The organism is Intrasporangium zincisolvens (assembly GCF_034724055.1).
Classification (GTDB): domain Bacteria; phylum Actinomycetota; class Actinomycetes; order Actinomycetales; family Dermatophilaceae; genus Monashia; species Monashia zincisolvens.
The window spans coordinates 840,381-861,443 of record NZ_JAWIIL010000002.1 but is presented as its reverse complement, the minus strand read 5'-3'; the positions used below and the strand labels follow the sequence as shown (position 1 = coordinate 861,443).

General features: G+C 72.9%; 18 protein-coding genes. 5 read left to right on the top strand and 13 right to left on the bottom strand.

Features of this window, described 5'->3' with window-relative positions; genetic code table 11:
* Nucleotides 1-53 precede the first annotated feature (53 nt).
* The 3 genes from RY076_RS08280 to hrcA all read right to left on the bottom strand — a co-directional run bounded on the left by RY076_RS08280 (nucleotide 54) and on the right by hrcA (nucleotide 3,100).
* On the bottom strand, nucleotides 54-797 hold the full coding sequence (locus RY076_RS08280) for a 16S rRNA (uracil(1498)-N(3))-methyltransferase (protein ID WP_323097132.1): 744 nt from the start codon (nucleotides 795-797) through the stop codon (nucleotides 54-56).
* 40 nt (nucleotides 798-837) lie between these two features.
* Entirely contained in the window at nucleotides 838-1,968 is a 1,131-nt protein-coding gene (dnaJ, locus tag RY076_RS08275; RefSeq protein ID WP_323097130.1) for a molecular chaperone DnaJ, read from the bottom strand.
* A gap of 88 nt (nucleotides 1,969-2,056) precedes the next feature.
* Entirely contained in the window at nucleotides 2,057-3,100 is a 1,044-nt protein-coding gene (gene hrcA / locus RY076_RS08270) for a heat-inducible transcriptional repressor HrcA (RefSeq protein ID WP_323097129.1), read from the bottom strand.
* A 204-nt stretch (nucleotides 3,101-3,304) separates the two neighbouring features.
* On the opposite strand from hrcA, the gene RY076_RS08265 reads away from it, so the two are divergent.
* Entirely contained in the window at nucleotides 3,305-4,198 is an 894-nt protein-coding gene (locus tag RY076_RS08265; RefSeq protein ID WP_323097128.1) for a DUF3097 domain-containing protein, read from the top strand.
* 6 nt (nucleotides 4,199-4,204) lie between these two features.
* On the opposite strand, the gene RY076_RS08260 is transcribed toward RY076_RS08265, so the two are convergent.
* The 3 genes from RY076_RS08260 to hemW form a co-directional block, all read right to left on the bottom strand.
* Nucleotides 4,205-5,866 carry a CHAP domain-containing protein gene (locus RY076_RS08260; RefSeq protein WP_323097126.1) on the bottom strand — a complete coding sequence of 554 codons (1,662 nt, stop codon included), beginning with the start codon at nucleotides 5,864-5,866 and terminating at the stop codon, nucleotides 4,205-4,207.
* Nucleotides 5,867-6,006: 140 nt separating this feature from the next.
* Entirely contained in the window at nucleotides 6,007-7,497 is a 1,491-nt protein-coding gene (locus RY076_RS08255; protein ID WP_323097125.1) for an aldehyde dehydrogenase family protein, read from the bottom strand.
* Between the two features lie 64 nt (nucleotides 7,498-7,561).
* The gene (gene hemW / locus RY076_RS08250; RefSeq protein WP_323097124.1) at nucleotides 7,562-8,797 is read right to left on the bottom strand and encodes a radical SAM family heme chaperone HemW; all 1,236 of its coding nucleotides are present in this window, start codon (nucleotides 8,795-8,797) and stop codon (nucleotides 7,562-7,564) included.
* 60 nt (nucleotides 8,798-8,857) lie between these two features.
* On the opposite strand from hemW, the gene RY076_RS08245 reads away from it, so the two are divergent.
* The gene (locus RY076_RS08245) at nucleotides 8,858-9,565 is read left to right on the top strand and encodes a peptidylprolyl isomerase (RefSeq protein ID WP_323097123.1); all 708 of its coding nucleotides are present in this window, start codon (nucleotides 8,858-8,860) and stop codon (nucleotides 9,563-9,565) included.
* 27 nt (nucleotides 9,566-9,592) lie between these two features.
* Here the strand turns inward: RY076_RS08245 and RY076_RS08240 are convergent, their stop codons facing one another.
* Both RY076_RS08240 and RY076_RS08235 read right to left on the bottom strand, forming a co-directional pair.
* Nucleotides 9,593-11,623, bottom strand: coding sequence for a glycosyltransferase family 61 protein (locus tag RY076_RS08240; RefSeq protein WP_323097122.1), 2,031 nt, complete (start codon nucleotides 11,621-11,623; stop codon nucleotides 9,593-9,595).
* A 44-nt stretch (nucleotides 11,624-11,667) separates the two neighbouring features.
* Nucleotides 11,668-12,894 (bottom strand): MFS transporter, encoded by a 1,227-nt coding sequence (locus tag RY076_RS08235; protein WP_323097121.1) that lies wholly within the window; start codon nucleotides 12,892-12,894, stop codon nucleotides 11,668-11,670.
* 140 nt (nucleotides 12,895-13,034) lie between these two features.
* Here RY076_RS08235 and RY076_RS08230 point away from each other — a divergent pair, with 140 nt between their 5' ends.
* The gene (locus tag RY076_RS08230) at nucleotides 13,035-13,916 is read left to right on the top strand and encodes a tyrosine-protein phosphatase (RefSeq protein ID WP_323097120.1); all 882 of its coding nucleotides are present in this window, start codon (nucleotides 13,035-13,037) and stop codon (nucleotides 13,914-13,916) included.
* A gap of 22 nt (nucleotides 13,917-13,938) precedes the next feature.
* Here the strand turns inward: RY076_RS08230 and RY076_RS08225 are convergent, their stop codons facing one another.
* From RY076_RS08225 to RY076_RS08215, 3 genes are all read right to left on the bottom strand, one after another.
* Nucleotides 13,939-14,397 (bottom strand): hotdog fold domain-containing protein, encoded by a 459-nt coding sequence (locus RY076_RS08225; protein WP_323097119.1) that lies wholly within the window; start codon nucleotides 14,395-14,397, stop codon nucleotides 13,939-13,941.
* 78 nt (nucleotides 14,398-14,475) lie between these two features.
* Nucleotides 14,476-16,335, bottom strand: coding sequence for a translation elongation factor 4 (lepA, locus tag RY076_RS08220; RefSeq protein WP_323097118.1), 1,860 nt, complete (start codon nucleotides 16,333-16,335; stop codon nucleotides 14,476-14,478).
* A 226-nt stretch (nucleotides 16,336-16,561) separates the two neighbouring features.
* A complete protein-coding gene (locus RY076_RS08215; RefSeq protein ID WP_323097117.1) occupies nucleotides 16,562-17,791 on the bottom strand; it encodes an MFS transporter in 1,230 nt (409 codons plus the stop codon).
* Between the two features lie 111 nt (nucleotides 17,792-17,902).
* On the opposite strand from RY076_RS08215, the gene RY076_RS08210 reads away from it, so the two are divergent.
* The gene (locus RY076_RS08210; RefSeq protein ID WP_323097116.1) at nucleotides 17,903-18,442 is read left to right on the top strand and encodes a type II toxin-antitoxin system PemK/MazF family toxin; all 540 of its coding nucleotides are present in this window, start codon (nucleotides 17,903-17,905) and stop codon (nucleotides 18,440-18,442) included.
* 118 nt (nucleotides 18,443-18,560) lie between these two features.
* Here RY076_RS08210 and rpsT read toward each other — a convergent pair whose 3' ends face one another.
* Both rpsT and holA read right to left on the bottom strand, forming a co-directional pair.
* Nucleotides 18,561-18,821 carry a 30S ribosomal protein S20 gene (rpsT, locus tag RY076_RS08205; protein ID WP_323097115.1) on the bottom strand — a complete coding sequence of 87 codons (261 nt, stop codon included), beginning with the start codon at nucleotides 18,819-18,821 and terminating at the stop codon, nucleotides 18,561-18,563.
* A 231-nt stretch (nucleotides 18,822-19,052) separates the two neighbouring features.
* A complete protein-coding gene (gene holA / locus RY076_RS08200; RefSeq protein WP_323097114.1) occupies nucleotides 19,053-20,012 on the bottom strand; it encodes a DNA polymerase III subunit delta in 960 nt (319 codons plus the stop codon).
* Nucleotides 20,013-20,072: 60 nt separating this feature from the next.
* Here holA and RY076_RS08195 point away from each other — a divergent pair, with 60 nt between their 5' ends.
* On the top strand, nucleotides 20,073-21,056 hold the full coding sequence (locus RY076_RS08195; RefSeq protein ID WP_323097208.1) for a prohibitin family protein: 984 nt from the start codon (nucleotides 20,073-20,075) through the stop codon (nucleotides 21,054-21,056).
* Nucleotides 21,057-21,063: the final 7 nt, after the last annotated feature.

The window sequence follows — 21,063 nt, the reverse complement described above, 5'->3', positions numbered from 1 at the left end:
TCGGCTGCTCCCCGCCCGTCGAGAGGTCAGGAGTGGCTCGGTGGCTCGGTGGCTCAGCGCCAGCGGGAGCGGGCCAGCAGGACGGCGAGCGCCGCGGGGCCGGCCGAGGAGGACCGCAGGATCGTCGAGCCGAGGCGCACGGGCCGGGCGCCGGCCTCGACGAGCGCGTCGAGCTCACGGCCGCTGATGCCGCCCTCGGGCCCGACGACGACGAGCACGTCGCCCTCGGTCGGCAGGTCGACGGTGGCGAGCGGTTCGGTGGCGTCCTCGTGGAGCACGAGCGTCAGGGCACTGTCACGGGCGCGGGCGGCGAGCGCCGCGAGGCCGACGTGCTCGGCCGTCACAGGGGTGCGCGCCCGGCGCGACTGCTTCGACGCGCGGGTGACGACGGCGGCCCACTTGGCGAGCGACTTGGCCGCCCGCTCTCCGCGCCACACGACGACCGACCGCTCGGCCTGCCAGGGCACGACCTCGTCGACGCCGAGCTCGGTGGCCGCCTCGATCGCCTGCTCGTCGCGGTCGCCCTTGGCGAGGGCCTGGACGAGGACGAGTCGCGGCGCCGGCTCCGGCTCCTCGCTCACCTCGACGACCGTGCCGGCCACCTCGGAGCGCTCGACGTGGGTCGCCTCGAGCAGGACGCGTCGGCCCTGCCCGTCGGCGACGTAGCAGCGCTCGCCGACGCGCAGCCGCACCACGGTGGCGGCGTGCCGGCCCTCGTCGCCGCCGAGGACGAGCGTCGAGCCGACGACGGCGCGGGCGACGACGTCGGGGTCGCCGAGGAAGAGCTGGTGGGTCACGGCGCCATCCTGCCGCAGCGGGACGGCGCCGCGCCGCCGGTCACTTCTCCTTGAACGCGTCGCGCAGCTTGCCGAAGATGCCCTTGTTCGCCGGGGCGAGCCGCCCCTCGGGTCGCTCCTCGCCGCGCAGCGCGGCGAACTGGCGCAGCAGCTCCTGCTGCTCGTCGGTCAGCTTCGTCGGGGTCTGCACGGTGGCGTGCACGAGCAGGTCGCCACGTCCGCCGTGGCGCAGGTGGGTGACGCCGAGCCCGCGCAGCGTCAGCACGTCGCCGCTCTGCGTGCCCGCCTTGATCTCGAGGTCCTGCATGCCGTCGAAGGTCGACAGCTTGATCGTCGTGCCGAGCGCGGCCGCGGCCATCGGCAGCTCGACGCTCGCGTGGAGGTCGTCGCCGCGTCGCGTGTACACGTCGTGGTTGACGACGCGGATCTCGACGTAGAGGTCGGCGCGCGGGCCGTTGCCGGGGCCCACCTCGCCCTCGCCGGTCAGCTGGATGCGCGTGCCGGTGTCGACGCCGGCCGGCACCCTGAGCGTCAGGCTGCGACGGGTGCGCACGCGGCCGTCGCCCGAGCAGTCGTGGCAGGGGTCGGTGAGCGTCGCGCCGAAGCCCTGGCAGTTGACGCAGGGGCGCGAGGTCATCACCTGGCCCAGGAAGCTGCGCTGGATCTGCTGGATCTCGCCGGCACCGTTGCAGATCGGGCAGGTCTGGCGACCGGTGCCCGGCTCGGCACCGTCGCCGCCGCAGCGGCCACAGCCGACGGCGGTGTCGAGGGTCAGCTCCTCCTCGGAGCCGAAGACGGCCTTGGACAGGTCGATGTCGAGACGCACGAGGGCGTCCTGACCGCGCTGGACGCGGGGTCGCGGGCCGCGCGCGCCGGTCGCGCCGGCGCCGAAGAAGGCGTCCATGACGTCGCTGAACGAGAACCCGGCGCCGGCACCGAAGCCGGCCCCGCCGCCGCTCGCGAACGGGTCGGACCCGGTGTCGAACTGGCGCCGCTTCTGCGGGTCGGAGAGGACGTCGTAGGCCTGCGAGACCCGCTTGAACTCCTCCTCGGCCTCCGGCCCGGGGTTGACGTCGGGGTGCAGCCGGCGCGCGAGCTTGCGGTACGCCTTCTTGATCTCCTCCTGGCTCGCGTCGCGGGAGACTCCGAGGACGGCGTAGTAGTCGTTCAAGCGGGTGTTCCTTCGGTTCCGTGGGTGCGGTCGTCGGGTCGTCGTGCGGTGGTCGGCGCCGGGCGGGGCCCCGCGTGCCGGGGGTGGGTCAGGTGGCGCGGTTGTCGTCGAGGATCTCGGACACGTAGCGCGCCACGGCCCGCACCGACGCCATGGTCGTCGGGTAGTCCATGCGGGTGGGGCCGAGGACGCCGAGGCTCGCGATGCGCTCGGTGCCAGACCCGTACCCCATCGACACGAGCGAGGTGGTCTTGAGGCCCGACACGGGGTTCTCCGAGCCGATGCGCACCGAGACGAGCTCGGGGTCGTCGCCCAGCTGGCCGAGCAGGCGCAGCAGCGTGACGTGCTCCTCGAGCGCCTCGAGGATCGGGCCGATGGCGCGGCCGAAGTCGGTGCCGGCCCGGGCGAGGTTGGCCTGGCCGGCGAGGACGACGCGCTCCTCGCGCTCCTCGACGAGGAGGTCGGTGAGCGCCGAGACGATGGCCTCGGTGGCGGCGCGGTCGGCGTTGGGGGTGTCCTCGACGAGGCGACGCAGCCGGGTGGCCGCGACGGTGAAGGGCACTCCCGCCGACACCTCGTTGATCCGTGCGCGCAGGCCCGACACGAACGCCTCGCCGTCGGTGTCGGCGAGGACGCGCCCGGTGTCGACGACGCGCTGCTCGACGCGTCCGGTGTTGACGATGAGGACGGCCATCGCGTGCGTGGCGCCGACCGGCACGAGCTCGACGTGGCGGATCGTCGAGCGGGTCAGCGAGGGGTACTGGACGACCGCCACCTGGCGCGTCAGACCCGCGAGGAGCCGCACGGTGCGGTCGACGACGTCGTCGAGGTCGACGGCGCCCTCGAGGAACTGGGTGATGGCGCGCCGCTCCCCCGCGCCGAGGGGCTTGACGCCGCCCAGGCGGTCGACGAAGAGGCGGTAGCCGGCGTCGGTGGGCACGCGTCCGGCCGAGGTGTGGGGGGCGTGGATCAGGCCCTCCTCCTCGAGCTGGGCCATGTCGTTGCGCACGGTCGCGGCGCTGACGCCGAGGTGGTGGCGCTCGACGAGCGCCTTGCTGCCGACCGGCTCGGACGTCTGCACGTAGTCCTGGACGATCGCCTGCAGCACCATGAGCCGTCGTTCCTCGCTCATGCGAACCTCCTTGCGTCTCGTCCCGTGCCGTCCCGGGAGCCGTCGTCGAGCGGTGCGCCGACCCCAGGACCTTGGCACTCTCGGCGTACGAGTGCCAATTCTACGTCGGGTAGGTGTCGTCGCCGAAACCCGATCCCACGGTATGCCGCCCGACGCGGCGCGCCGAACCGCGTCCCGGCCCGGGAGCGCCTAGCCTCGGACGCCGTGAGCCCCCTCCCCCCGATCGACCGTTACGGCTCCGACGTCCTCGGTGGCGACTGGCGCGCCCCGCGAAACGGACGCTCCACCCCGTTGGCCGCCGAGCGCGACCTCGTCGTCGAGGAGGTGGAGACCGGCTGGGTCGGTGCCGTCGTGCGTGTCGAGAAGGCCGGCGGCATGCACGTCGTGCACCTCGAGGACCGACACGGCCGCACCAAGGGCTTCCCGCTCGGGCCCGGCTTCCTCGTCGACGGCCGCCCCGTCACCCTGACGCCGCCGACCGCCTCGGCGGGCGCCGCCCTGGCCGACGCACGCCAGGCCGCCTCGCGCACGGCGAGCGGCTCGGTGGCCGTGCAGGGCGCCCGGGCCCGGGTCGCGAGCGGCTCGCGGATCTACGTCGAGGGCCGGCACGACGCCGAGCTCGTCGAGAAGGTGTGGGGCGACGACCTCCGCGTCGAGGGCGTCGTCGTGGAGATGATGGACGGCGTCGACGACCTCGCTGCGATCATCGCGGACTTCCGGCCCGGCGCTGGCCGCCGGCTCGGCGTGCTCGTCGACCACCTCGTGCCCGGCACGAAGGAGGCCCGCATCGTCGAGCAGGCCCGGTCGCTGCCCGGGATCGCCCGGCACGTCAAGGTCCTCGGCCACCCGTACGTCGACGTGTGGCAGTCGGTGCGCCCGGAGCGCCTCGGCTGGCAGCAGTGGCCGGTCATCCCGCGCGGCACGTCGTGGAAGCACGGCATCTGCGCCGAGCTCGGCTGGGCGCACGCGACCCAGGCCGACATCGCCAATGCCTGGAAGCGCATCCTCGGCACGGTGCGCACCTACGCCGACCTCGAGCCGACCCTCCTGGCCAGCGTCGAGGAGCTCATCGACTTCGTCACGGAGCCGGACGCCTGAGGCGCGTCACCAACGGATGTAGCCCTGGACGTCGACCTTGAGGTAGGCGGCCGCGGAGGTCTTGAGCCGGACCGAGCCGTCGAGCCCGACCGGGACGAGGACGGTGTTCGTGACCGTGCGCCCGGACGCGTACTTGACCGTGGCGTAAGGGGTTTCGCTCGAGCCGCTCGGGTAGGCGGTGACGTATCCGGCTGCGGTCGGCGACACGACGGTCACCGTCAGGACGGCGGCTCGGACTCCGCTCGTGGGCACGCCGGCCTTGCCGACGACGGGCACGAGGGGCGCCTGACCCGCGGCGACGCGCCCCGTCGGGTAGCCGAGGCCGGTCTGGCTGTCGAGGACGCGCGTCGGACCCAGCGCCACCTGGTCGGCGCCGGTGGGCAGCCAGCCGACGACGTCGACGAGCACGTCGGTCTGCGCCGTGGAGTGGATCGTCACGGCACCGCCGGTCCCGAGGCGGGCTTCGACGAGACCCGTGGCCGGACTGGCCGTCTCGTAGCGCACCTGTGGCGCGGCCGGCCGCGCGGCGCCCGCCGGCCAGGTGGTGAGGAAGCCGGCGGCCGACGGCGTCGACGCCGAGACGTCGAGGAGCACGGCGCCGACCCCGGAGGCCGGGATGCCGGCCTTGCCGGCGAGGGGCAGCGTCAGCGTGCCACCGGCGGCGAGGCGCGCCTTGGGCGTACCGACGCCCGTGCGGGTGTCGAGGACCCGGGCCGGGGCAGCCCCGGAGACGTAGCCTCCGGTGGGTGACCAGCCGACGAGGTCCGCGGACAGGTCGGTGGTCGCGGACGAGTAGAGCCGCACCTTGCCGTCGGTCCCGAGGCGGCTGAGCACCAGCGTCGTGGTGACGCCTCCTGCGGCGAACGACAGGGCGCGCGAGCCGGGCTGGGCGGTGCCGTTGGCGTGCGCGGTCACATAGCCGGCGGCGGCCGGCGCGGTGGCGTTGACGTTGAGCAGGACGGTGTCGACGCCGGTGGCAGGCACGCCCGCGCGCCCGGTGACCTGCACCGTGACGGCCTTGCCGGCCCCGACCTTGGCCACCGGAGCACCGAGGCCGGTCTTCGTGTCGAGGAGCCGGGCCGGTGCGGCAACCTGCCAGGCCCGGGTGTCGGTGGCCACGGTCGGGCCCTGGTCCTTGAGGTGGATGAACCCCTTGGGCCAGCGCCCACCGGTGAGCGTCACACGGCGCCAACGGAAGTCACCGCCCCAGTTGTCCTCGGAGATAATGATGTCGGAGGCCGAGAGCACCTGCTCCACGTAGGCCACGTGCCCGGTCGAGGAGTACGACGTGTCCCACCAGGCGATCGACCCGACGGCCGGGCTCGTGTTCGTCTGGGCCGGGAACGACGGGCCCCAGTTCGAGGCGTTGCCGCTCAGGCTCGTCGGCTTGGTGTTCGGCAGACCGTTCTGCACGAGCCGGTAGGCGACGTAGGCCGTGCAGTTGTGCCCCGTCGACTGCCGCCACCAGCTGGCCGCCGCGTTGGCCTTGTAGCCGGCGTCGGGGTACCCAGCGGCGTTGCAGGCGTCGTAGCCGGTGCAAAGCACGATCCACTCGGCCGCGCGCGCGGGCGCCGCGACGCCGAGGCTCGTCAGCGTCGTCGCGAGAGCCGCGACGAGGACGACGAGGCGTCGACGCCAGGGGTGCAGGGGTCGCGTCGTCGCCGCCACTGGGTCTCCCGTCCTCGCAGTCTGCTGGACGCAATCTAGGACGTAGTGCTCATCCCGTCCCAGGAATCCCAGAAATCCCACGCGACACGCGTCGTCACCTGCGCGCGTTTCACGGCAACGCGTGCTAGCAACGGGCCTGCTCAGCCGCTGCGGTGACGGCGCCCGCGGGCCACGACGCGGTCGATGACGCGCTCCTTGAAGGGCGTGAAGGGCGGCCGGACGACGGCGGTCGTGTCGGGCGTCGTCGGCGTCTCGAGCACGGCCTTGGCGTGCGAGAACAGCTCGACCGAGCGCTCGCCGTGGTAGGCGCCGGACCCGCTGGGCCCGACGCCGCCGAAGGGCAGCCCGTGCACCGCCATGTGCGCGAGCGGCAGGTTGACGCCGAGGGCACCCGACGACGTGTCGCGCACGAAGCGTCGGCGCACGTCGGCATCGCCGGTGAACACGTAGAGGGCGAGCGGCTTGTCGCGGCCGGTGATGACCTCGATCGCCTCGTCGATACCGGACACCTCGACGAGGGGCAGCACGGGCCCGAAGATCTCGTCCCGCATGACGGGGTCCTCGAGCGACACGCGATCGAGGACGGTCGGGGCCAGGTAGCGCGACGCCGCGTCGGCCCGCCCGCCGACGACGACCTTGTCGGGGTCGACGAGCGCGGCCAGCCGCTCGAAGTGACGGTCGTTGACGATGCGGCCGTACTCCCCCGATGCCTCGGGGTCGGCCCCGTAGGCCTCCCGCACGGCCTCGGCGAGGTGGGGCACGAGCGCGTCGAGCGTGGCCCGGGTGGCGAGCACGTAGTCGGGCGCCACGCACGTCTGCCCGGCGTTGGTGAACTTGCCCCAGACGATGCGGCGGGCGGCGACGGCGAGGTCGGCGTCGTCGTGCACGTACGTCGGCGACTTGCCACCGAGCTCGAGCGTCACGGGCGTCAGGTGCTTGGCCGCCGCCTCGAGGACGACACGTCCGACGACCCCGTTGCCGGTGTAGAAGACGTGGTCGAAGCGCTCGGCGAGCAGGGCCGTCGTCTCCGGTACGCCGCCCTCGACGACGCGCACGGCCGACGCGTCGAGGTGCAGCGCGACGAGCCGGGCCACGACGCGCGACGTGGCCGGAGCCACCTCGCTCGGCTTGAGAACGGCCGCGTTGCCCGCGGCGAGGACGCCGACGAGGGGCGCGAGGAGCAGCTGCACCGGGTAGTTCCAGGGCGCGATGACGAGGACGACGCCGAGCGGCTCGCGCACGACGCGGGCGCGCCCGGGCACGAGCGACAGCGGCACCGGCACGCGGCGGGGGCGCAGCCACGAGCGCAGGTGGCGCAGCGTGTGGTCGATCTCCTCGACGACGAAACCCAGCTCGGTGACCCACGCCTCGGTGGCGTTCTTGCCGAGGTCCTCGTGCAGGGCGGCGGCCAGCTCGTCCTCGTTGTCGACGATGAGCGATCGCAGGGCCTTGAGCTGCTCGACGCGCCACACGTACGGCTTGGTCCGCCCGCTGCGGAAGGTCGCCCGCGCCGCGTCGACGAGCGCGGGGACGTCCACGGACGCCGACGCACCGGGTCCGCCTGACGCGTCGGAGGTCGGAGCGGGCCCGGCCTGGGGCGTGGCGCGGTTCGTGGGCGCGGTCTGCGTCATGGGTCCATCCTCGTCGGTCGTCGGCGACCTGTCGCGGTGCCCGGCGCAGGGACGGCCGGGCGGGTCAGGCGGCGAGCAGCCGGTGCACGACGGTGTCGGCGAGCAGTCGCCCGCGGCGGGTCAGCACGACCCGCCCCCGGGAGACGGCCGCGACGCCGTCGACAAGCCCGTCGGCGACGAGCCCGGCCACGGCGGCACGTCCCGATCCTCGCAGGTCCCCGACCGGCAGCCCCTCGACGAGACGTGTGCCGAGGAGCACACGCTCGTCGTAGCGCTGCTCGTCGTCGAGCAGCTCGCGCGCCGCGGCGGGCGACTGCCCTGCGGCCAGGCGCTGGGCGTAGGCGCTCGGGTGCTTGACGTTCCACCACCGCACGCCGCCGACGTGGCTGTGCGCCCCCGGGCCGATGCCCCACCAGCTCGTGCCGGCCCAGTAGGCGATGTTGTGGCGGCACCGGTACCGCTCGTCGCGGGCCCAGTTGCTCACCTCGTACCAGCCGAACCCGGCCGCGGTGAGCAGCTCGTCGGCCAGCTCGTACTTGTCGGCCTCGTCGTCGTCCTCGGGCGCGGGCACGAGGCCACGGCGCACCTGGGCGGCGAGCCGGGTGCCCTCCTCGACGACGAGGGCGTAGGCCGACACGTGGTCGGGCTCGAGGGCGATCGCCGTCTCGAGGCTGGTGCGCCAGTCGGCGAGCGACTCCCCCGGCGTGCCGTAGATGAGGTCGACGCTCACCTGCAGGCCGGCGCCGCGGGCCCCGGCGACCGCACGGGCGACGTTCTCGGGGTCGTGGGTGCGGTCGAGGGTGTGGAGCACGTGCGGGACCGCCGACTGCATGCCGACCGACACCCGCGTGAACCCGCCGTCGGCGAGCTCGACGAGCGACTCGGGGGTCACGGAGTCGGGGTTGGCCTCGGTGGTCACCTCGGCGGCGTCGGCGAGGCCGAACCGGTCCCGGATGCCGCCGAGCACGCGGACGAGGTCGCCGCTGCGCAGCATCGTCGGGGTGCCGCCGCCGACGAACACCGTCGACACCGGTGGCGCGTCGGGCCCGAGCACGCCTGCGGCGAGGTCGAGCTCGCGCAGGGCGGCGTCGGCGTAGGTGTCGATGCCGATGGTGGCACCGGGCCCGCCGAGCTCGGTCAGCGTGTAGGTGTTGAAGTCGCAGTAGCCGCAGCGCACTGAGCAGAACGGCACGTGGACGTACATGCCGAGGTCGGTCGAGGCGAGGTCGGTCAGGGCGGACGCCGGCAGCTCGCCGGTCGGCGGCGCGGGGTCGCCGTCAGGCAGGGCGGAGGGCGGCACGCGGCAATTCTCGCACCGCCGACGGTTCCCGCCGAACCGGCACGGTCCTACGCTCGCATCATGGAGCGACGCGTCGTCGCATCCCTCGCCGTCGCGCTGGCCCTGGGTGCGGGAGCGTGCACCTCCGGCCCGGCCGCGTCGCCCGTCGACGCCCGAACGTCTGTGGCGGTCAGCCGACCGGCCGCCGCCGACCCCTGCGTTCCGCCGCCTCCCGCGCCGACCACGTGGGCGACGTTCGACGCGCCCCCCGACCCCGCGTCGGTGCGCGGCCGGTCGCTTGACGCGACCATCCGCACGACGTGCGGCAGCCTCGAGGTACGGCTCGACGGCGCAGCGGCGCCCCGCGGCGTCGCATCCTTCGTCCAGCTCGCCCGGTCGGGCTGGTGGCGCGACAGCGTGTGCCACCGGCTCACCTCCTACCTCTCCCCGCTGCGGTTCCTCCAGTGCGGCGACCCGACCGGTCACGACGTCGGCCACCCGGGCTACGACGTGCCACTCGAGAACGTGCCGGCCGACGGGCACTACGTCCGCGGCATGCTGGCCGGGGCCCGGGGCGGGCTGCTGCGCGGCGGGGCCGGGCAGTTCCTCGTCGTGTACGCCGACTTCACCGTGCCCACCGGCGGCCCGCGCTACCCGGTGATCGGCCGCGTCACACGGGGGCTCGAGGCCGTCGACGCCGTGGCCGCGCGCGGCGGCGAGGACACCCGGCCGGACGGCCCGCCGTTCCGCTCGGTGAGCATCCTCGACGTCGTCGTGCGCCCGTCGTGAAATGCTCCGGGCGCAGCCTGCCTCGGCTCAGCCCCGGCGGGCCTCGATCCGGTCGAGCTGCTCGGCGAGGAAGCGGCCCTCGTCGTCGACGTCGAAGGTGAACCCCGACGCGAACGCCTGCTGGGTCCACCAGCCCTCGGGGTGTTCGACGTCGGAGCGACTGCGCACCGCGGTGACGCGGTGACCCCGGACGGCCGCGATGAGGTTCTCGTTGCGTGCGGTGTACGCGTCGGGACCGAGGACGACGACGTCCTTCGGCTCACGGCAGAACATGAGGGAGAACAGGCCGCTGCCCGCGAAGCCCGCGACCGTGTGGGCGGCGCGAAAGCGCGACACCTGCTCGGCCAGCGAGTGGTCCTCCGGGTGCAGGATCTCGAATCCCCTTGCGGTGAAGATCTCCTCGACCGCGGCCACGTTGTGGCACGACCGTTTCAGCGAAGGCTTGCGCGACACGAAGAGACGCTCGGCCCGGGGCCGCTCCTCTGCATCCCGCACGAGGTGGTCCCCGACGCGGTCCCAGAGAGCGGCGACGTCCGGGTGCACGAAGCGCGGCAGCGAGAACATCCCGGTCGCGGTGTAGAGCCGCTCGGGTCGACACGGGTTCGCGAAGACGTGGACGTCCTCGGGGGTGATGCCGAAGGCACCGAGGACGTCGGACTCGAACGGCTGCAGCGCCATCGGGTCGCGGTCGTGCTGGAGCGTCAGGAGCACCTTGACGTCCGGCTCGCGTTCGCGCACCTGCTCGAAGGCCCAGAGCCGACTCACCTGTTCGGTGAGGAGGTGGCCGAAGTGCCCCGGCCACTCGGAGTCGAGGTGGAACCACGCACCGGCCAGCGCATCGGGGTCGCGCAGGTCGCGGCGCACCACCCCGAACCTGGGGTACTTCTCGACGACGTAGATGTTGGCCATCCGCGTCATCCAGTTCTGGCGGAAGGTCTCGGGGTAGAGCAGGTGGTCGCGGGTGACGACCTGCCCGCGCGAGCAGACGGCGTCGTCGTAGCGCCGCAGCACCATCTCCGGCACCCGGAACTCGGCCTGCACGTACGGGTCGACGGCGCGGTTGACGACGTACTCGTTCGCGGCGCTCCACGTCACCGGTGGCAGCGATGCAAGCCGCTCCCCCAGCTCGGGCCGTACCGCGAGGACGGCGTCGACCTCCTCCTCGCGCAGCTTCGCCGAGACGCGGGTGCCGTTGACGAGCCGTAGCGCCTTGCTGTGCACGTGCACCTCGGCGAGGCACCCTGCGAGGCCGAAGACGTCGCGGCGCTCCCAGCCCCTCGACAGGTCGTCGACGAGGTCACGGGTGCGGGCTGCCTGGGCCTCGGCGACGAGCGACCAGAGGTCGCCCTCGTACGGCGGCTCCTCGGGGATGTTCTCGTTCGGCAGCGCGTCGACGGCCGGCGCGGCGGCAGGGACGCCGGCCGCAGTGGTCCCCGTGGATGCGTCGGACGAGCAGGGCGTCCCAGGCGTCGGCACGAGCCGGCGGGCGATGTACGAGCCACCCTGGTCCAGGTGCATGAAGGTGCGCTGGAAGAGCCGGGCCTGCTCGGTGCCCGAGAGGTCCGAGGCGTCGATGACGACGTCGAACGGGCCGGCGACGGTGAGGCGCACGTGCACCTCGGAGGGATCGTCGTCGAATCGCACGCGCTGGACCGTCAGCTCGGGCCAGGCCTGCTCGAGGACCGACGCCCAGGCGTCGACGTCCGTCGCGCCGGTGACGAGGACGCGTCCGTCGGGTCTGCGCGAGACGGCCTCCTCCACGACCCGCAGTGCCTCGAAGTGAGGGCGCGACTCCGACCAGGTGGCCTCTCCCGCAAGCCTCGCCAGGTCCTGCACGGTCGGCGGCTCCCAGGGTGCCGGCTCGTCGACGAACTCCGACGAGATGGCGTAGCCCACGTCGTCGGGATCGTCCGGCGGCCCGGCGGCCTCGTCCGGGTGCTCGGTCTCCGCCCCGGCGCGGGGCCGGTCCGTCGCTGCCGATGGGGTGTCCACGACGTCGGACGCCGGGCTTCCGGGGGCTTCTGGCCGCCGTCGGCCGAGCACGCGCTTCCACTGCACGCGCACATCAAAGCACGCGTCCATGCACGTCGCCCGTGAGGCCGTCAGCCAGAGTGCGTCCTGACGCCGTAGCGCTCGCGGCTCGCGAGGGCCCACCGCGAGACGGGCATCGAGACCGCGCCGAGGAGGAGCATGACCGCGGCGAGCAGCAGCCACCCGGTCTCCCCGAGCCCGACGCAGAAGAATGTGACGAGGGGCGGTGCCACGACGGACATGACGCTGAACCCGAGGCCGGCGAAGCCCTGGTACTGCCCCTGCCGCTCGTGCGGCGCCAGCCCCATCTGCAGGCCCCACTGGCCGCCCGAGCCGACCATCTCCCCGACGACGTGCACGAGCGCCCCGACGACGAGGGCCCCGACCGCCAGCCAGGCCGGGCCGCGGTCGGCGAGGGCGACGACGGCGAATCCCGCTGCGATCCAGCACGCCCCGCGCAGCAGTGCACGCGCCCCCGCCTCGACCGAGTCGGCACGCCGCGACAGGCGTACCTGGAAGAGGGCGACAGCGGCCGTGTTGACGACGAGGATGACGGCGACCATGACCGGTGGGGCCGCCGTGCGCTGCGACACGTAGAGGGCCAGGCCGAGCTCCATGACGAAGAAGTGCAGGGAGAACAGCCCGGTCAGGACGGTGACGACCACGTACGGCCAGTCGCGCAGCACTGCCAGGCGGGGCTCGCCGGTCCCGCGGGCGTACGGCGGCAGGTCGGGAAGGCGCGTCGTGTTCCACGCGGCGAAGGCGGTGAAGACGGCGTTGAGGAAGAAGACCGACACGTACGCCCAGGGCCGGTCGATGACGAGGGCGGCGCCACCGAGGACCGAACCGAGGCCGAGCGCGGTGTTCGTCACGGCGCGCAGGTAGGCCTTGAACAGGACGCCGCGCCCGCCGGTGGCCATCTGCGCGATGACGCCCTGGTTGACGGCCCCCGCGCCCCGCTCGAACAGCGTGAGCAACCCGAGGAGCACGGCGAGCGCCCACGGGGTGCGGGCGAACGCCGGCGGGGCGCTGAAGAGAGCGGCGCCGACCATGCAGACGGTGAGCACCCGACGCGGGCCGCGGACGTCGCCCAGGTGTCCGGCGGGCACCTGCACGACGATGCCGACGACGGCGGCCACCGACATCGCGAGCGCCACCTCCGTGGCGGAGAAGCCCACCTGGCGCGTGAAGTACAGGGCGCTCGTCGTCAGGACGGCGCCGGCCCCGAACCGGTTGGCGAATGAGCCCAGCGCGAGGATGCGCAGGTCGCGGTCGACCGGAATCCCTTTGCGCGTCAAGGGTTCTACGACCAGCTCAGGCGTCGTCACGGTGATGGGCTCCCCACGTCGGTTTATCTTGACATCAAGATATACGACGTCGCACGGCTCGGCACAACCGGTTTGTCGTGCGACCACAGGCGTCGCGTAGGGTCGAAGACGTGTACCGGCCGAACTGGATCGAGATCGACGGCGTCGTCAACATGCGCGACCTCGGTGGACTGCCGACGTCCGACGGCGGCACGGTCCGCCCGCACCGGCTGATCCGCTCCGACAACCTCCAGGACCTTCCCGCGACGTCGGTCCGCCACCTCGTCGACGTCGTCGGCGTGCGCGACGTCGTCGACCTGCGCACCCACGTCGAGGTCGCCAAGGAGGGCGACGGCCCCCTTCTCGCCGAGCCCGCCGTCCGCTACCACCACCTGACGATGTACCGCGAGGACACCTCGGAGTCGGGCATCCCCGCCGCCGAGCGCGCCCTGCCCTGGGAGACCGACGAGCGCCGAGCCCGCGACGCGGCCGAGCGCGCCCGCGCGAGGTCGGCTGCGGGGTCCGCCGGGACCGATGCGGGCCAGGATGCGGAGGCCGAGGAGGAGCGCCGCCGAAGCCATGACGCGTTCTGGTCCGAGCACTACCTGTCCTACCTCGCCCAGCGTCCCGACTCCGTCGTCGCGGCGCTGCGGGCGGTCGCCGACAGCGACGGCGCCTCGATCGTCCACTGCGCGGCGGGCAAGGACCGCACCGGCACCGTCGTGGGTCTGGCGCTCACGGTCGTCGGGGTGCCGGCCGACCTCGTCGTCGCCGACTTCGCAGCGTCGGCCGAGCGGGTGGCCGCCATCATGGACCGGCTGCGCGCCAAGCCGGCCTACGCCGACAACCTGCGCGACAAGACCGTGGCGCAGCAGTCGCCGACGACCGACACCATGCGCCTGCTGCTCGGCTCGCTCGAGGCCCGCTACGGCGGCGCGCTCGGCTGGCTCGACACCCAGGGGTGGACCGACGCCGACACCGACCGACTGCGCGCCAAGCTCCTCGCCGACTGAGCCTCTCCCCCGCCGCGCGCGCTCAGCGCGGCGTGACGTGGAGGTGGATGACGCCCTCGACGGTGACGGTGCCGTCGGTCCGCGTCGCGGTGACGCGCACGGGCACGTCGGTGCGGCCGTCCCGCCACGCCGCGGCGTCGGTCTCGGCCGTGCACGTCAGGTCGGTCGTCGACTTCGCGACGTAGCGCACCTCCATCCCCTTGGGGATCCACCGGTGCGTGGTCGGGATGCTGGCCTCGGCGAGCAGGCCCATCGCGGCCTCGAGGCCGTTGCACGCCGCGATGGCGTGCACCGTGCCGATGTGGTTGTGCACGCGCCGGCGCTTGGGCACGACGACGACGGCACGGTTGGGCGCCACGGACTCGACGCGCAGGCGGACGCTGCGGAAGTACGGCGCGGCCGTCGTGAAGGCGCGGGCGAAGACCCAGCGCCCGAACGGGCGGGGCTCGAGGCGTCGGTACAGGGCGTAGACGTCGGGCATGCCGGCGATGCTACCGACCGGTAACCATCCGGGCCAGACCTGCCGGTGGTGCCCCACCTCACGGCGGGGCACCACGCGTCACTTCTTCTTCTCGCCCTTGTCGCCGTCGCTCGAGAGGGCAGCCACGAAGGCCTCCTGCGGCACTTCGACCCGGCCGACCATCTTCATGCGCTTCTTGCCCTCCTTCTGCTTCTCGAGCAGCTTGCGCTTGCGGCTGATGTCGCCGCCGTAGCACTTGGCGAGCACGTCCTTGCGGATCGCGCGGATGTTCTCGCGGGCGATGATGCGCGAGCCGATGGCCGCCTGGATCGGCACCTCGAACTGCTGGCGCGGGATGAGGTCCTTGAGCTTGCCGGCCATCATGACGCCGTACGCGTACGCCTTGTCCTTGTGCACGATGGCGCTGAACGCGTCGACCGACTCGCCCTGCAGCAGGATCTGCACCTTGACGAGGTCGGCGACCTGGTCGCCGTCGGGCTCGTAGTCGAGCGAGGCGTAGCCGCGGGTGCGTGACTTCAGCTGGTCGAAGAAGTCGAAGACGATCTCGGCGAGCGGCAGCGTGTAGCGCATCTCGACGCGGTCCTCGGACAGGTAGTCCATGCCGCGCAGGTTGCCGCGCTTCTGCTGGCACAGCTCCATGATGGCGCCGACGAACTCGCTCGGGGCGAGCACCGTGGCCCGCACGACCGGCTCGCTCACCTCGGAGATCTTGCCCTCGGGGAACTCGCTCGGGTTCGTGACGTGGATCTGCTTGCCGTCGTCCATCGTCACGTCGTAGACGACGTTCGGCTGGGTCGAGATGAGGTCGAGGTTGAACTCGCGCTCGAGTCGCTCCCGGACGATCTCGAGGTGGAGCAGGCCGAGGAAGCCGACGCGGAAGCCGAAGCCGAGCGCGGCCGACGTCTCCGGCTCGTAGACGAGAGCGGCGTCGTTGAGCTTGAGCTTGTCGAGGGCCTCGCGCAGGTCGGGGTAGTCGGAGCCGTCGATGGGATAGAGGCCCGAGAAGACCATCGGCTTGGGGTCGCGATAGCCACCGAGGTCCTTGCTGGCCGGCTTGCTCGCGTTGGTGACCGTGTCGCCCACGCGCGACTGGCGCACGTCCTTGACGCCGGTGATGAGGTAGCCGACCTCGCCGACGCCGAGACCCTTCGAGGGCACCGGCTCGGGGCTGATGACGCCGATCTCGAGCAGCTCGTGGGTGGCCTTCGTCGACATCATGACGATGCGCTCGCGCGGGTTGAGGTTGCCGTCGACGACGCGCACGTAGGTGACGACGCCGCGGTAGGTGTCGTAGACCGAGTCGAAGATCATGGCGCGGGCCGGGGCGTTCGCGTCGCCCTGCGGCGCGGGCAGCTGCGCGACGATCTGGTCGAGGAGCGGCTCGACGCCCTCGCCGGTCTTGCCGGACACCCTGAGGCAGTCCTCGGGCTCGCCGCCGATGAGCTTGGCCAGCTCCTCGGCGTACTTCTCCGGCTGGGCGGCCGGCAGGTCGATCTTGTTGAGCACCGGGATGATCGTGAGGTCGTTCTCCATCGCGAGGTAGAGGTTCGCGAGGGTCTGGGCCTCGATGCCCTGGGCGGCGTCGACGAGGAGCACGGCACCCTCGCACGCGGCGAGCGAGCGCGACACCTCGTAGGTGAAGTCGACGTGGCCCGGGGTGTCGATCATGTTGAGGGCATACGTCGTCGAGGTGCCGGCGGCGTCCTCCACCGCCCACGGCATGCGCACGGCCTGGCTCTTGATCGTGATGCCGCGCTCGCGCTCGATGTCCATGCGGTCGAGGTACTGCGCGCGCATCGCGCGGGCGTCGACGACCCCGGTCAGCTGCAGCATCCGGTCGGCGAGGGTGGACTTGCCGTGGTCGATGTGCGCGATGATGCAGAAGTTGCGGATCAGGTCCGGCGGCGTTGCGTTGGGGGCCAACGCGGAGCGGGCCATGGGCGACACGGTGGGGCGAACCTCGCGATGTGGGCGGCAGGTGGACGGTCGAGCGCGGCCGGAGCCGGCATCGTCCCATCCTCCCACGTCCGAGGCCCCCTCCGTGCACCGCCCGAGCGCACCACCCCGGCCGAGTCCCCGCGGTCGCCGCGATCCGCGTCGACGCGTCAGCCCCTGCGCGCGTCGGTGCGCAGGTGCGCCGGCGCCGTGAGTGCCCTCCTTGCCGTCAGCGCGTCGACGCGGCGGCCGGCTCGGGAGCGCCGGCCGCGCTCACCGCCGTGCTGCCCGACGCGCGTCGCTCGAGCACGAGCGACGTGACGGCGACGCCGACACCGAGGACGGCCAGACCGGCACCGACCAGGCTCGGTGCCCCGTAGCCGAAGCCGGCCGCGAGGACGACCGAGCCGAGCCAGGCGCCGAGCGCGTTGGCGGTGTTGAGCGTCGAGTGGTTGAGCGCGGCGGCGAGCGACTGACCCTCGTGGGCGACGTCCATGAGGCGCGTCTGCAGCAGCGGCACGAGCACCGAGGGCAGCAGTCCGAGGACGAACACCATCGTCACCGCGAGCCACAGCACGTGCGCCGCCTGGCCGAAGACGGCGAGGAGCACCGCGATGAGCGACAGGGCCACGACGATCCCGCGCAGGATGCCGAACCGGCGTCCGACCCGGCCCGCCAGCGCCATGCCGACGACCATGCCCGTGCCGTAGGCCGCGAGGACCCACGGGATGTAGCGCTCGTCGAGACCGGCCAGCGAGGTCATCGTCGGGGTGATGAACGAGTACATGGCGAACATGCCGCCGAAGCCGACGACGCCGACGAGCAGGGCGAGCCACACCTGCAGCCGGGTCAGCGCCTTCATCTCGCGGCGCATCGACTCCTCGCCGCTCGGGGGCTGGTGCGGCAGGAACAGGGCGACGGCCACCACGGTGACCGCCGCGATGGCACCGACCGCGACGTACGGGGCGTGCCACGAGATCCGCTGGCCCAGGACGGTCGCGAGCGGGACCCCGACGATGTTGGCGACGCCGAGACCGCCGAGGATCGTCGCGACCGCGGCGGTGCGCCGCTGGTGCGAGACGAGCGAGGCGGCGACGACCGAGCCGATGCCGAAGAAGGCTCCGTGGGGGATGCCGGCGAGGAACCGGGCCGCCATGACGGTCGGGTAGGTGTTGGCGAAGAGGACCGCCAGGTGGGCCACGGCGAAGAACCCCATGAGGCCCATGAGCAGCCCCTTGCGCGGGACCTTCGCGGCCATGACGGCGATGAGGGGCGCGCCGACGACGACGCCGAGCGCGTAGGCCGACACGTAGTGCCCCGCCGTGGCGATGTCGACGCCGGTGCCCTCGGCGATCTGCGGAAGCAGGCCCATCGTGACGAACTCGGTGGTACCGATGGCGAACCCGCCCACGGACAGGGCGAGGATGGCGAGGGCGGTACGGCGGCGGGCGGGGCTCAAGGACGACTCCGGGGTGTGGATGCGGTCGGCTGGTGCGTGTGGCGTGTGCGGATCGCCGTCGACCCGGGCTCTGGCCCACACGGTAACGACGGCGTGGTTACGGTGATTCCCATGTCCACCTCCTCCGGCGGCGTCCTGCGCCGCCTCCTCGACCTGTTGCGCGGCTCGTCCCGCGCCTCGGCGCCCTCGTCACCCGCTCCGAGCCGTCCCCGGGGCCGCGTCACGGGTGCGCCGTCGACGCCCGGCCGGTATCCCGGCGACGCCACCCGGCTGCCCGACACGACGTACGCGCCCCGCCCGGACGGCCGGCCCGACCCTGGCGAGATCGTGTGGACGTGGGTGCCGTTCGAGGAGGACCACGGCCAGGGCAAGGACCGCCCGGTCCTGCTCATCGGGCACGATGGCCCGTGGCTCGTCGGGCTGCAGCTGACGAGCAAGGACCACGACCGCGACGAGCGGCAGGAGCGCCGGGCCGGGCGGGAGTGGGTCGACATCGGCACCGGTGCCTGGGACCGGCAGGGCCGCCCGAGCGAGGTGCGCGTCAACCGGCTCATCCGCGTCGCCCCGGACGCCGTGCGCCGCGAGGGCGCGGTCCTGGCGCGCGAGCGCTACGACGAGGTCGTCGCCGCCGCACGGGCCCGCCTGCGCTGACAGGTCGGAACACGTCAGGACGCGTCGTGCCGCGTCAGGGCGCGTCGGGCACGACGCCGGACGCGGAGCGGGCCCGTCACCGAGGGTGACGGGCCCGCTCAGGCAAGAGTGCGGAGCGTCAGATCGACGCGGCCTTCTTCGCCATGGCCGACTTGCGGTTGGCGGCCTGGTTCTGGTGGATGACGCCCTTGCTCACGGCCTTGTCCAGCTTGCGGCTGGCAGCCTTGAGGGCGGCGTCAGCGGCGTCCTTGTCGCCGGAGGCAGCAGCCTCGCGGAACTTGCGGACCCAGGTGCGAAGCTCGGACTTGACGGCCTTGTTGCGCTCGGTGCGCTTCTCGTTCGTCTTGATCCGCTTGAGCTGCGACTTGATGTTTGCCACGTGATGTTCTTTCGTTCGGTCGGATTCTGCCGTTAGAGGGCGGCAAAGCCGTTCGGGACCGGGCGTGGGGCACCCTGCGTGAACGGCTCTGGGTAAAGCCTGCATGCGCGCACGACCTGAGCGCGCACGCAAGGGTCAACGGTACCAGCGCCGGACGACCCCTCCAAACGGGCGCCGACGGCCCGAAACCGCAGGCCAGCGCGGGTGGACGGTCGGCGCCCGAACGCCCGCTCAGCGTCCGCCGCGCGCGCCGGCGATCGTCAGGATGGCCCGTTCGACGGCGTAGACGGGGTCGCGGCCGCCGCCCTTGACCTCGAAGTCGGCGGCGGCGACGGCCTGGATGGCCACGGCGAGCCCGTCGGCGCTCCAGTGGTTCACGGCCCGTCGCGCCTTGTCGACCTGCCACGGCGCCATGCCGAGGCTCTTGGCCAGCTGCGCCGAGCTGCCGCGCCCGGCCGCGCCGACCTTGACGAGCTGGCGCAGCTGGGAGGCGATGACGGCGACGATCGGCACGGGGTCGACGCCGCTCGCGATGGCGTGGCGCAGCAGCCGCAGGGCCTCCCCTGCGTGCCCCGACACCGTGGCGTCGGCGACCCGGAAGCCGGTGGCCTCGACCTTGCCGCCGTAGTAGGTGTCGACGACGGCGTCGTCGACGGTGCCCTCGGTGTCGGAGACGAGCTGCGCGCAGGCGGCGGCGAGCTCGCGGACGTCCTTGCCGACGGCCTCGACGAGGGCCCGCACGCCGTCGCTCGTGATGCGCCGGCGGGCCGCCGCGAACTCCTTGGTGACGAAGTCGGACTTGTCGCGGTCGGACTTGATCGCCGGGCACTCGACGACGCGCGCCCCGGACTTCTTCATCGTGTCGAGGACCTTCTTGCCGCGCGGGCCTCCGCCGTGCGCGACGACGAGGCTGACCTCGGGCTCGGGGGCGGCGATGAGGTCGAGCAGGTCGAGCTGCAGCTCGTCGGGCGCCTCGTGGACGTCGCGCACGACGATGCACGTGGCCCCGCCGAAGAGCGACGGGCTGGCGTGCACGCGCAGCTGCCCGCCCTCGTAGGTGGCGGCGTCGAGACGCACGACCTCGGCGTCGACCGAGCGCGCCGCGGCGACGAAGGTGGCCACCGCCCGCTCGACGAGAACTTCCTCGGGACCACTGACGAGCACGAGGGGCGGAACGCCGGTGTCGCTCATGGCGTCAAGGGTGCCATGCGGGCCCGACAGCGCCCCTCGCACCCACCGGAAGTGAAGGTCATGTTCGCTCTCGTCCTCGCGGTCCTCCTCGTCGCCGTCGGGCTGGTCCTGCTCCGCCTCAAGGACCACCCGAAGAAGCTGTCGCGCTGGGCCTTCCTGCCCTTCGTCGTCGCCGCCGTCGTCCTCGGCGGCTCGTCGGTCTACCGCCTCGACGCCGGCGAGGCGGCCGTGACCAAGACCTTCGGCACCGTCGGCGACCAGGCGATCAGCGCCACCGGCATCCACCTCAAGGCGCCGTGGCAGGACCTCATCCGCTTCGACATCCGCAACCAGACGATCTCCTTCGACGAGGACGGCGGGCGGGTCTCGACCGTGACGAGCGACAACGCGACCGTCGCGTACGACGTGACGATCCGCTACTCCCTCAACCCGGGCAAGCTGCCGGAGATCATCCGCCAGTACCCCGACCAGGAGTCGTTCATCAGCCGCGCCGTCCTGCCCGGCGTCTCGTCCGTGACCCGAGACGCCCCGACGACCTTCACCGCCGCGGCCGTCCGGCAGTCCCGCGCCGACCTCGCGCTCCGCATCACCGAGGGCCTCGAGAAGCGCCTCGGCGAGGTCGGCGTCACCGTCGAGCAGGTCGACCCGCGCGCCATCACCCTCGACCAGAACGTGCAGGCCAACTACGACAAGGTGCAGAGCTCGCTCGCCAACGCCGAGGCCGCCAAGGCCGACCTGCAGACCGCGCTCGCCAAGGCCGAGATCACCAAGACCGAGGCGCAGGCGACGTCCGACGCCGACCAGATCATCCGCTGCGGGGCCACCTCGACCCAGGTCAAGGAGGTCATCAACGGCAAGGAGGTGACGGCCGTCAAGGTCGTGCCCGTGCCCTCCGACAAGTGCCAGAACCGCCTCAACGAGCAGGTGCTCATGAGCAAGTACATCGACATGCTCAAGGAGCACGGCGACTCGCTCATCGTCGTGCCGCAGGGCACCCAGAACCTCCTCCAGCTGCCGACCGTGCCGGGCGCGGCCAAGCAGTGACGGGCCC

Bases quoted from the DNA above. Each gene is read 5' to 3' on its own strand.
- hrcA (WP_323097129.1), bottom strand. From the start codon at position 3,100: ATGAGCGAGGAACGACGGCTCATGGTGCTGCAGGCGATCGTCCAGGAC.
- RY076_RS08255 (WP_323097125.1), bottom strand. From the start codon at position 7,497: ATGACGCAGACCGCGCCCACGAACCGCGCCACGCCCCAGGCCGGGCCC.
- RY076_RS08245 (WP_323097123.1), top strand. From the start codon at position 8,858: ATGGAGCGACGCGTCGTCGCATCCCTCGCCGTCGCGCTGGCCCTGGGT.
- RY076_RS08225 (WP_323097119.1), bottom strand. From the start codon at position 14,397: ATGCCCGACGTCTACGCCCTGTACCGACGCCTCGAGCCCCGCCCGTTC.
- lepA (WP_323097118.1), bottom strand. From the start codon at position 16,335: ATGGCCCGCTCCGCGTTGGCCCCCAACGCAACGCCGCCGGACCTGATC.
- RY076_RS08210 (WP_323097116.1), top strand. From the start codon at position 17,903: ATGTCCACCTCCTCCGGCGGCGTCCTGCGCCGCCTCCTCGACCTGTTG.
- holA (WP_323097114.1), bottom strand. From the start codon at position 20,012: ATGAGCGACACCGGCGTTCCGCCCCTCGTGCTCGTCAGTGGTCCCGAG.
- RY076_RS08195 (WP_323097208.1), top strand. From the start codon at position 20,073: ATGTTCGCTCTCGTCCTCGCGGTCCTCCTCGTCGCCGTCGGGCTGGTC.